This is a genomic window from Aeromicrobium sp., from assembly GCF_036676885.1.
In the GTDB taxonomy this organism is placed as follows: Bacteria; Actinomycetota; Actinomycetes; order Propionibacteriales; family Nocardioidaceae; genus Aeromicrobium.
This window is the reverse complement of sequence record NZ_JAKFCB010000107.1, coordinates 1-9953: the sequence shown is the minus strand read 5'-3', so window position 1 is coordinate 9953 and position 9953 is coordinate 1. Positions and strand designations below refer to the sequence as shown.

Annotated in this window: 12 protein-coding genes and 1 tRNA gene; 5 read left to right on the top strand and 8 right to left on the bottom strand. The window is 70.1% G+C overall.

All coding sequences use genetic code 11. The features are described 5' to 3' along the window. Positions 1–16: 16 nt before the first annotated feature. The 3 genes from V6M46_RS05405 to V6M46_RS05395 all read right to left on the bottom strand — a co-directional run bounded on the left by V6M46_RS05405 (position 17) and on the right by V6M46_RS05395 (position 2295). Positions 17–103: transfer RNA gene (locus V6M46_RS05405), tRNA-Ser, on the bottom strand. A gap of 56 nt (positions 104–159) precedes the next feature. Continuing rightward, positions 160–966 carry a serine hydrolase gene (locus tag V6M46_RS05400; RefSeq protein WP_332662753.1) on the bottom strand — a complete coding sequence of 269 codons (807 nt, stop codon included), beginning with the start codon at positions 964–966 and terminating at the stop codon, positions 160–162. A gap of 3 nt (positions 967–969) precedes the next feature. Beyond that, positions 970–2295 (bottom strand): M20/M25/M40 family metallo-hydrolase, encoded by a 1326-nt coding sequence (locus V6M46_RS05395; protein WP_332662752.1) that lies wholly within the window; start codon positions 2293–2295, stop codon positions 970–972. 171 nt (positions 2296–2466) lie between these two features. On the opposite strand from V6M46_RS05395, the gene V6M46_RS05390 reads away from it, so the two are divergent. From V6M46_RS05390 to V6M46_RS05375, 4 genes are read left to right on the top strand one after another with little or no spacing between them, the layout of a single operon-like run. Further along, positions 2467–3420 carry a S66 peptidase family protein gene (locus tag V6M46_RS05390; RefSeq protein WP_332662751.1) on the top strand — a complete coding sequence of 318 codons (954 nt, stop codon included), beginning with the start codon at positions 2467–2469 and terminating at the stop codon, positions 3418–3420. Further along, positions 3417–4070, top strand: a complete 654-nt coding sequence (locus V6M46_RS05385) for a MurR/RpiR family transcriptional regulator (RefSeq protein ID WP_332662750.1) — start codon at positions 3417–3419, stop codon at positions 4068–4070. Before V6M46_RS05390 ends, V6M46_RS05385 begins: the two co-directional genes overlap by 4 nt. Then, complete coding sequence (locus V6M46_RS05380) at positions 4063–5121, top strand: dipeptidase (RefSeq protein ID WP_332662749.1); 1059 nt, start codon at positions 4063–4065, stop codon at positions 5119–5121. The genes V6M46_RS05385 and V6M46_RS05380 overlap by 8 nt, the downstream gene beginning before the upstream one ends. Positions 5122–5130: 9 nt before the next feature. Further along, positions 5131–5769 (top strand): nucleoside/nucleotide kinase family protein, encoded by a 639-nt coding sequence (locus V6M46_RS05375; protein WP_332662748.1) that lies wholly within the window; start codon positions 5131–5133, stop codon positions 5767–5769. A gap of 114 nt (positions 5770–5883) precedes the next feature. On the opposite strand, the gene V6M46_RS05370 is transcribed toward V6M46_RS05375, so the two are convergent. The 4 genes from V6M46_RS05370 to V6M46_RS05355 all read right to left on the bottom strand — a co-directional run bounded on the left by V6M46_RS05370 (position 5884) and on the right by V6M46_RS05355 (position 8628). Then, a complete protein-coding gene (locus V6M46_RS05370) occupies positions 5884–6486 on the bottom strand; it encodes an FMN reductase (protein ID WP_332662747.1) in 603 nt (200 codons plus the stop codon). Beyond that, positions 6483–7619, bottom strand: a complete 1137-nt coding sequence (locus tag V6M46_RS05365) for an LLM class flavin-dependent oxidoreductase (protein ID WP_332662755.1) — start codon at positions 7617–7619, stop codon at positions 6483–6485. The genes V6M46_RS05370 and V6M46_RS05365 overlap by 4 nt, the downstream gene beginning before the upstream one ends. Before the next feature lie 89 nt (positions 7620–7708). After that, entirely contained in the window at positions 7709–8146 is a 438-nt protein-coding gene (locus V6M46_RS05360; protein ID WP_332662754.1) for a nucleoside deaminase, read from the bottom strand. A gap of 14 nt (positions 8147–8160) precedes the next feature. Further along, on the bottom strand, positions 8161–8628 hold the full coding sequence (locus V6M46_RS05355; protein WP_332662746.1) for a tRNA adenosine deaminase-associated protein: 468 nt from the start codon (positions 8626–8628) through the stop codon (positions 8161–8163). Between the two features lie 74 nt (positions 8629–8702). Between V6M46_RS05355 and upp the strand changes: the two genes are divergently transcribed. Next, a complete protein-coding gene (upp, locus tag V6M46_RS05350) occupies positions 8703–9344 on the top strand; it encodes a uracil phosphoribosyltransferase (RefSeq protein ID WP_332662745.1) in 642 nt (213 codons plus the stop codon). Positions 9345–9628: 284 nt separating this feature from the next. Here the strand turns inward: upp and V6M46_RS05345 are convergent. After that, positions 9629–9953, bottom strand: a 325-nt coding sequence (locus tag V6M46_RS05345) for an NAD(P)(+) transhydrogenase (Re/Si-specific) subunit beta (RefSeq protein ID WP_332662744.1), incomplete at its 5' end; no start/stop codon positions are given.

Genomic DNA, 9953 nt, shown 5'->3' with positions numbered 1-9953 from the left:
GGGGGTCTTCATCGTGCGGTGGCGGTGGGATTTGAACCCACGGTGGGTTTGAGCCCACACATCATTTCGAGTGATGCACCTTCGGCCGCTCGGACACGCCACCGCGGACGAGGTTACCGGAAGGCCGCGCGCTGGCCGAATCCGGACCCGCCCCGGCCGTCAGGCGCCGATGTAGCTGCGGATCGCGGCGCCGATCGCCGCCATGTCGGCGAGGACCCGGTCGCGCGGGTCCCGCGCTGCGTCGTCGGGCCAGCTCGCCACCACCGCGTACGCCACCGCGGCTGCGGACGTGGCGGCGACACCGACATCGGCTCGAACCGTGCTGATGGTCCCGGTCTTGTTGACCAGCGTGACGCCGCGATCGGGGTCGGTGTGCGCCAGCGGGTCCAGGCCGAACGCCGACGCCACCATCGACAGGTCGGTGTTGGCGGCGATCCAGCCGAGCACGCGGGCGCTCACCTCCGGCGAGACGATCTCACCGCGGTGCAGGCGCGCCATGAGGTCGGACAGCTCGTCGGCGGCTCCGGATGAGAGCGTCCACGGGTCGTCGAGCCCGCGGTCGTCGCGGACCCGGTCGATCAGCGCGGAACGTACGAAGCCCAGCGACGTCGACGTCGCGGTGACCGCCTCGATGCCGATGCGGCGGACGAGGACGTTGGTCGCGAGGTTGTCGCTGAACCCACCGATGAGCCAGCAGAGGTCGTCGATCGTGAACGTGTCACGCTGCATCAGGTACCACAGGCCGGAGTCGGCGACGGCGTCGTCGTCGGAGCGCGTGAGCTCCTCGCCGAGGTCGAGCTCACCGGCGGAAGCCTGCCGCGCGATCTCGATCAGCAGGAACAGCTTGCCGATACTCGCGGTGCGCAGCACCAGGTCGGGCTCCTCAGCCGCCAGCACCTCGGACGTGGCCGCGTCCCGCACACACACCGACCACTCGACGTCTGCGAACAGCCGAGGAAGGTCCACGGATCACACGGTAGCGAGGAAGTGCCTGAGGATCCCCAGGCCACCGAGAAGCGACGACACCGGCACCCGCTCATCGACCCCGTGTATGCCCGACCGTTGGCGGCCCTCGGGGTCGGCCGTCGCGGGCGCGAAGCCGTAGCAGGCGATGCCGAGCGAGCTGAACGCCTTGGCGTCGGTGCCACCACCGAGGCAACCCGGGACCACCACCGCGTCGGGGTCGACGTGCCGGATCGAGGCGACCATGGCGGCGAACCACGGGCCGTCGATCGGCGCCTGCACCGACGGCTCGCGTACCGAGTGCTCGAACACGACGTCGTCGCCGACGAGCGCCGGCAGCGCGGCGAGGAGCTCGTCCTCGAACCCTGGCGGGCAGCGTACGTCGATCTCCGCCTCGGCGAGGCCGGGGATGACGTTGACCTTGTAGCCCGCGCGCACGACCGTCGGCGTCGTCGAGGCGCGGACCGTGAACCTCGCGACGTCCGCAGCGTCGCCGAGCTCGGTGATCGTACGCATGACACCCTCGTCGGTCGTCAGATCGGCCTTGCGGCCGAGCGCGGCGGCGGTCTGCTCGAGCTGCGCCCTGACCAGCGGCGACACGTGCAGCGGCCAGTCGTGGTGACCGATGCGGTGCAGCGCGTCGACCAGGGCTAACACCGCGCTGCCCCCGACGGGGCGCGCGGCATGCCCGGAGCGGCCAGTCGCGGTGAGGCGAAGGTGCAGCGTGCCGCGCTCGCCGGCCGCGATCCGGGCCAGGCGTACGGGCTCGCCGTCGACGCCGGGAAACTCCTCGACCACGCCGCCGGACTCGCCGATGCCGACGGCCACGCCGGCGAACAGCTCGGGGTGCGCCTCGACCAGCCACTGGGCGCCGTATGCCCCATCGGTCTCCTCGTCCGCCACGAACGCGACGACGACATCGCGGCGCGGTCGTTCGCCCGTCGCCGCCCAGTCGAGCAGCACGGCCAGCGTCATGGCGCACATGTCCTTCATGTCCATCGCGCCGCGGCCCATGACGTACCCGTCGGCCACGTCGCCGCCGAACGGGTCGAAGCTCCACTGCTCGGGCTCGGCCGGCACGACGTCGAGGTGCGCGTGCACCAGCAGGCCCTCCAGGGACGGGTCGGTGCCGCCGACCCGCACCACGACATTGGCCCGGTGTGGGGCGTCGTCGCGGGCCAGCAGCACGGGCTCGAGGCCCGCGAGCTTGAGCTGGTCGTGGATCCAACCGGCCGCCGACAGCTCGCCTTCGGCGTCGCCGGGCGCGCGGTTGGTGGTGTCGAACCTCAGCAGGGTCTGCAGCAAGGAGACGACGTCCGGGAGTTCGGCCACGACAGGCTCCTCCTCAGGCGATGGCGGATGTGCGCGGATCTGCGAAACACATCATCAAGCCCACTGTGCATCACGATCGGGCCTGACATCGGCTCGGCCCTCCTGACCAGTCCGGCGGCCAGCGCCGGCGTCGTCGTGATGCACCAGGGCCGCATCGTCGAGAATGGTCCGATGGAACAGGTCCTGCCCGGCGACCGGGTCGCGCTCATCGCGCCCGCCGGCCCGGCACCCGCAGAGCTGCTGGCCACCGCGATCGACCTCGTCGAGTCCTGGGGGCTGCACCACGCCACCTACCCCAGTGCGACCGCGGTCCACGTACGCGCCGACTACCTGTCGGGCGACGACCGCGTACGCGCCGACGACGTCCAGCAGGCCTGGTGCGACCCCGACATCGCCGGGATCTTCTGCATCCGAGGGGGCTACGGCGCGGTGCGCATCCTCGACCTGCTCGACCGCAATGCCATGGCGGCCGCCGAGCCCAAGCCGCTCTTCGGCAGCTCGGACATCACGGCGCTCCACGAGTGGATGCGCGAACAGCTCGGCGTGGCGACCTGGTTCACCCCGATGCTCAGCACGCATGTCATGGTCGACGACGAGGTGGCCCGCGACGCCCTGCGCACCGCCGTGCTCGACCCGGACTCGGTGCGCGAGTGGACGTCGCCCCGGGCGGTCAGCCTTGTCGAAGGTCGCGCCGAGGGCCGGCTCATCGGCGGCAACCTCTCGCTGCTGTCGACGACCACCGGTGCCCGCGCCCGCCCGCCGCTCGACAACCGCGGCTGCATCGCCCTGCTCGAGGACTACGCCGAGTCGACGTACCGGATCGACGGCTACCTCCACACGCTGCTCCGGTCCGGCTGGTTCGACGGCGTCACCGGAATCGCGCTCGGCAGCTGGGCCAAGTGCTCGCCGGTCGAGGAGATCCACGACCTGTGCCTCGAGCTGCTCGAACCCCTCGGCATACCCATCGTCGGCGAGCTCGGGTTCGGGCACGGCCGCGGCGCCCACAGCATCCCGCTGGGCGTGCGCGGCGTCCTGCGCGCCGACGAGGCTCCCGCGCTGCAGCTCGCACCCACAGAGGCCCCGCTCTCGCACAATGTCACGTCGTCAGGAAGGCTGGACCAATGAGCGAGCGTCCCGACACCAGCCGAGCGCCTCGCTCGGCCACGATCCTGAAGTCGCGGCTGATCGACGCGCACCGCCAGGAGTTCGAGGCCGGCCTCGAGTGGGCGCTCTCCGACCCCATGGTCGAGGCTGCTGCCGCCCGCATCACCGGGGCCCGGCGCCGGTTCGTGCTCGGCGCGGCCACCTCGTTCACGTACGCCTCGCTGCTCGCCGCCAAGCTCAGCAACTCGCTGGCCCAGGTCACGTTGGTCGACGGCACGATCGTGCGGCCGCTCGACATCCTGTCGGACGTACGCGCGAGCGACGTCATGATCGTGCTGTCGTTCCGCCGCTTCCGCAGCTACACGATCGACACGGCCCTGCCGTTCGTCGACGCCGGCGGCTCGCTCGTGCTGATCACCGACTCCGACAGCAACCCGCTCGCGGAGCGGGCGACCGAGGTGATCGTGATCGGCCCCGACGACACCGCCGGCTATGCCCACGTCGACGATGACCTGAGCATGCACCCCGAGACGCCCGAGGTGTCGCCACCGGTCGTCGCGCTGGTCATCGACCTCCTCGCGACCCTGTCGACCGCCAGCGCGAAGGGCGCCAACCGGCGGTTCGCCGAACGCCAGCGACTCGCGTCGGAGCTGGGTCTCTACCGTGACTGACCGCTCCTCCGTCCTCGTCGGGCAGCAGGCGGCGATCGAGGCGCTGAGCCTCGCGCCGCTGGTCGACGGGCACAACGACCTCGCGTGGGAGGCGCGCGACCAGGTCGCGTACTCCGTCGACGGCCTCGACCGCGACCGGTCCGACGTCTTCCAGACCGACATCCCGCGCCTGCGTCGTGGCGGTGTCGGCGCGCAGTTCTGGTCGGTCTACGCGCCGTGTGAGCAGCAGGGCGCCGACGCCGTGACCTACACGCTGGAGCAGATCGACTTCGTCCACCGGCTGATCGCCCGCTACCCCGAGTCGCTCTCGTACGCCTGGAGTGGCGACGACGTGCGGCGGGCGTGGCGCGCCGGGCGCATCGCGTCGCTGCTCGGCGCCGAGGGCGGGCACAGCATCGACGGGTCGCTCGCGGTGCTGCGCGACTTCGCCCGGCTCGGCGTGCGCTACATGACGCTGACCCACAACGACAACACGCCGTGGGCCGACTCCGCGACCGACGACCCGGTGCACGGCGGGCTGACCGACTTCGGCCGCGAGGTTGTCGCCGAGATGAACCGGCTCGGCATGCTCGTCGACCTCTCGCACGTCGCCGCGACGACGATGCGCGACGCGCTCGACGTGTCGACCTCGCCGGTGATCTTCAGCCACTCGTCGTGCCGGGCGGTCACCGACCATCCGCGCAACGTGCCCGACGACGTCCTCGAGCGGCTGGCCGGCAACGGCGGCGTCATCATGGTCGCGTACGTCCCGTACTTCGTGAACCAGGACTCGGCCGACTGGTCCTTCGGGGATCGCTCGGGGCCGGCACCGCGTACGACCGTCGACGATGTCGTCGCGCACGTCGAGCACGCCCGCGAGGTGGCCGGCGTCGACCACATCGGCCTCGGCAGCGACTACGACGGCGTCGCGGCATTCCCCGACGGCATGGGCGACGTCACGGGTCACGCCGTGCTGATCGACCGGCTCGCCGAGCGCGGCTGGTCCAGCCTCGACCTCGCCAAGCTCATGGGCGACAACATCCTGCGCGTCCTCGACGCCACCGCTGGCTAGCCTGCTCTGGTGGACTCCGACCTGCTCGATGACCTTGCCGACCGCGCGATCGGCCTGACGGGCGACGACCGTCGCGTGCTGCTGGGCATCACCGGCGCGCCCGGTGCCGGCAAGACCACCCTCGCGGCGGCCCTCGTCCAGCGCCTGCGGGCTGACGGCCTCGCGGTCGCCCACGTGCCGATGGACGGCTTCCACCTGGCGGATGCCGCGCTGATCGAACGCGGCCTCCTCGACCGCAAGGGCGCGATCGAGACGTTCGACGCCCACGGCTATCTCGCCCTCCTGAGGCGGCTGCGCATCGAGCTCGACCACGACGTCCTCGCCCCCGACTTCGAGCGCACCCTCGAACAGCCGATCGCGGGCGCCATCACCGTACGGCCGCAGGACCGGATCGTCGTGACCGAGGGCAACTACCTGCTCGACGACGAGGGAGCGTGGCCGGCGGTGCGCGCCGCGCTCGACGAGACTTGGTTCATCGACATCGACGACAGCGTCCGCGTCGGGCGGCTCGTGCGTCGCCACGTCAGGTTCGGCAAGCCCGAGCCCGAAGCCGCCTCATGGGTCGCGCAGGTCGACGAGGCCAACGCCCGCCGCGTCATCGCACGCAGAAGCGCCGCCGACCTCGTGGTCGACGGCGCCCTGCTCTGACCTCGCGCCGTCTCGGGCTGCCTCGCGCCGTCTCGGGCTGCCTCGCGCCATCTCGGGCGGTGACTTGGCGTCCTGTCCGACCGCGCGATTGGACGCTAAGTCACCGCCCGGGGTTCAGGCAGAGGGTTGGGAGATCGAGAGGAAGGTGTCGCTGAACAGGTCGATGTCGTCGGACGGTCCGCGGCCCGTGCCGGCACCCTTGAGCAGGCTGACGAGCTCGCCGGCGGCCCGGTCGACCCGCTGGATCAGCGCGTTCGTGCCCTCGGTGCCCCAGTCGTACGGCGATGCGAACACACCCGTCGGCACGACGAGCGCCTGCAGGTAGGCGAACAGCGGCCGCAGCGCGTGATCGATCGCGAGCGAGTGGCGCGCGGTGCCGCCGGTCGCCGCGAGGAGCACGGGCTTGCCGATCAGCGCGTCGGCCTCGAGCACGTCGATGAACGACTTGAACAGCCCCGGGTAGGACGCCTTGAAGATCGGCGTGACCGCGATCAGGCCGTCGGCCGCGACGATCTTGTCGATCACGTCCTGCAGCCGCGGCGGCGCGAACCCGGTCAGCGTCGCGTCCGTGATGTCGTGGGCCAGCTCGCGCAGGGACACGATCTCCACCGACACGTCGCCGGACTGTTGCTCGACGGACTCGACCAGCCGGTCCGCGAGCATACGCGTCGTCGACGGGTCGCTCAGTCCGGCCGAGATCGCCACGATCTTCGTCATGCGTTCGTCCTTTCGACGGGCTCGAGGGACGAGCCCTCCGTGTCAACAGCCGCCGCGTCCGCCGCATTCCGGGCCGCCACGCGCGCGGCGTGCGTCGGGGCATCCGGTACGTTCGCCGGCCGGCGCGCGTCGAATTCGGCGCGCAACGTCGGCAGCACCTCGCCGAGCAGATCGAGCTGCTCGAGGACGATCTTGACCGGCAGTCCCGCGTGGTCGACGAGGAACAGCTGGCGCTGGTAGTCGCCGAAGTAGTCCGCGAACGTCAGGGTCTTCTCGACGAACTCCTGCGGGCTGCCCACCGTCAACGGCGTCTGCGCCGTGAAGTCCTCGAGCGAGGGCCCATGACCGTAGACCGGGGCGTTGTCGAAGTACGGGCGGAACTCGCGCACGGCGTCCTGGCTGTTCTTGCGGATGAAGAACTGGCCGCCGAGCCCGACGATCGCCTGCTCCGGCTCGCCGTGGCCGTAGTGCTGGTAGCGCTGCCGGTAGAAGTTGATCAGCCGGATGTAGTGCTCCTTGGGCCAGAAGATGTTGTTCGCGAAGTAGCCGTCGCCGTAGAACGCGGCGAGCTCGGCGACCTCGGGCGTACGGATGCTTCCGTGCCACACGAACGGCGGGACACCGTCGAGCGGGCGCGGGGTCGCGGTGAAACCCTGCAACGGCGTACGGAACTTGCCCTCCCAGTCGACGACCTCCTCGTCCCAGAGGCGGCGCAGCAGCTGGTAGTGCTCGATCGTCAGCTCGACGGCCTTGGTGCCGTCATAGCCGAACCAGGGATAGACCGGCGCGGTGTTGCCGCGACCCAGCATGAGGTCGAGGCGGCCGTCGGCGAGGTGCTGCAGAGTCGAGTAGTCCTCGGCGATCTTGACCGGGTCGTTGGTCGTGATCAGCGTCGTCGACGTCGAGAGGATCAGCTTCTCGGTCTGCGCGGCGATGTACGCCAACGTGGTCGTCGGCGAGGACGGCACGAACGGCGGGTTGTGGTGCTCGCCGGTCGCGAACACGTCGAGGCCGATCTCCTCGGCCTTCTTGGCGATCGCAATCGTGTTCTTGATGCGCTCGTGCTCGGTCGGCACCGTGCCGTTCGTCGGATCGGGCGTGACGTCACCGACCGTGAAGAGTCCGAACTGCATGCTGGTCATCTGCTTCTCCTTCGCCAGGACCGCTCCATGGTCCTGTTGAATGTTCAACTAGATTAGCATGAGCGGTATTCCCCCGCTGCTCATGCCTTCCGGTGACCTGCGAAGAACTCTTGAAGCATCGCGGTGGACTGCTCGGCGAGCACGCCGCTGACGACCTCGGGGCGGTGGTTGAGGCGACGGTCGCGTACGACGTCCCACAGCGAGCCGACCGCGCCGGCCTTGTCGTCGAACGCGCCGAAGACCAGCCTTTCAAGACGCGCAGCGACGATCGCACCGGCACACATCGTGCACGGCTCGAGCGTCACGACGAGCGTGCAGCCCTCGAGCCGCCACTCGCCATGAACCCGCGCGGCCTCCCGGATCGCCACGATCTCGGCGTGGCCGGTCGGGTCGCCGTCACGCTCACGGGTGTTGCGTCCATACCCGATGACGATGCCGCCGCGGTCGATGACGACAGCACCGACCGGCACGTCACCGTCGGCCAGGCAGGAGGCGGCGAGACGCAGCGCCTCCTCCATCTCGCTCTCGTACGTCACCCGATGACGGCTTCGAACTCTTCGCCGAATCCCAGCCGGTCGGCGACATCGCGCAGGATGTCGTCGGGGTAGAGGTCGTCGTCGTCACACAGCACGCCGAGATCCAACGCCGGCATGCCGAGGTCGCTCAGGAGCTCGAGATCCCCGGCGGCCTGCGGCTCGTCCTCGTCGTCGGGGTTCGGCAGGTCGAGGAGGTCGGCGACACCGCCCGCGAGCGGCCAGTCCGTGACCGCCGTGACGTCCGACAGCATCGCGCGCACCTGGGTGCCGGAGCGGCGCAGGATCACGAAGAAGTCGTCGTTCATCGACACCAGCCCGAGCACGCCGACCTCGGAGGGGAACCGGGCCAGGGCGTCGCTGAGCTCCTCGACATCCTCGCCGAGGCTCGGCTTGAGCTCGACGACCTGCCACTCGCCCTCGTCACGGTAGGCGGCGACGGCGAAGTCGACATCGTCTTCTGCCATGCTGCACCTCCTTGTCGGACGGGGCTCTCCTGCGATGGTGACAGACGTGCCATGGGCACCGCTAGTCTGCTGACATGCAGGTACACGTCGCCGACCACCCGTTGATCTCGCACAAGCTGACGGTGCTTCGCGACGAACGCACCGACTCACCGACCTTCCGGCGGCTCGCCGACGAGCTCGTCACGCTGCTGGCGTACGAAGCCACCCGCGACGTGCGCGTGGAGACGGTCGACGTCCAGACCCCGGTGGCGGCTGCCCAGGGCGTACGGCTCTCGCATCCCACACCGCTCGTCGTGCCGATCCTGCGCGCCGGACTCGGCATGCTCGAGGGCATGCAGCGGCTGCTGCCGACGGCGGAGGTCGGGTTCCTCGGCATGGTCCGCAACGAGGAGACGCTCGAGGCCGTCACGTATGCCGAACGGCTCCCCGACGACCTGACCGGACGTCAGTGCTACGTGCTCGACCCCATGCTCGCGACCGGCGGCACGCTGGCCGCGGCGATCGACTTCCTGGTCCAGCGCGGCGCCGACCACATCACCGCGATCACCTTGCTCGCGGCGCCTGAGGGCATCGCTCGCCTCGAGTCCGAGCTCGCCGCGATCGACGTACCGGTCACCCTCGTGACGGCAGGGCTCGACGAGAAGCTCAACGACCTCGGCTACATCGTCCCGGGATTGGGCGACGCCGGCGATCGCTTGTACGGCGTCGTCGGCTAGCTACCGACCAAGGGTCGGGCGAAGCCCGACACCCGGCCCGGCGCGAGCGCCAGCGAGTGCCGGGAGTGAGCGGCGACGAAGGAGCCGCGCCCGGGTATCAGCGGTAGATGCCGAAGTAGAAGATCGCGACGACGACGATCGCCAGGACCAGGAACACCAGGGCCTTGCTGCCCGTCGTTTCCTTGTCTTCCGGCCGGTCGTACTCGGGCTTGTCCACTGGTCCTCCAAAGGATCGGGTCGACATACCTAACGAATGGTGACCTCAGGCGTCACGATGCGCGGGCTCAGAGCTCGCGCAGGATGTCCTCGACCCGGTCCTTGGCGTCGCCGAACAGCATCTGGGCGTTCTCGCGGAAGAACAGCGGGTTCTGCACGCCGGCGTAGCCCGCGGCCATCGACCGCTTGAACACCACGACGTTGTCGGCTTCCCACACCCGCAGCACCGGCATGCCGGCGATGGGGCTGGTCGGGTCCTCGGTCGCGGCGGGGTTGACGGTGTCGTTGGCGCCGATGACCAGCACGACCGACGTGCCGTCGAAGTCGTCGTTGATCTCGTCCATCTCGAGCGCGATGTCGTACGGCACCTTGGCCTCGGCGAGGAGCACGTTC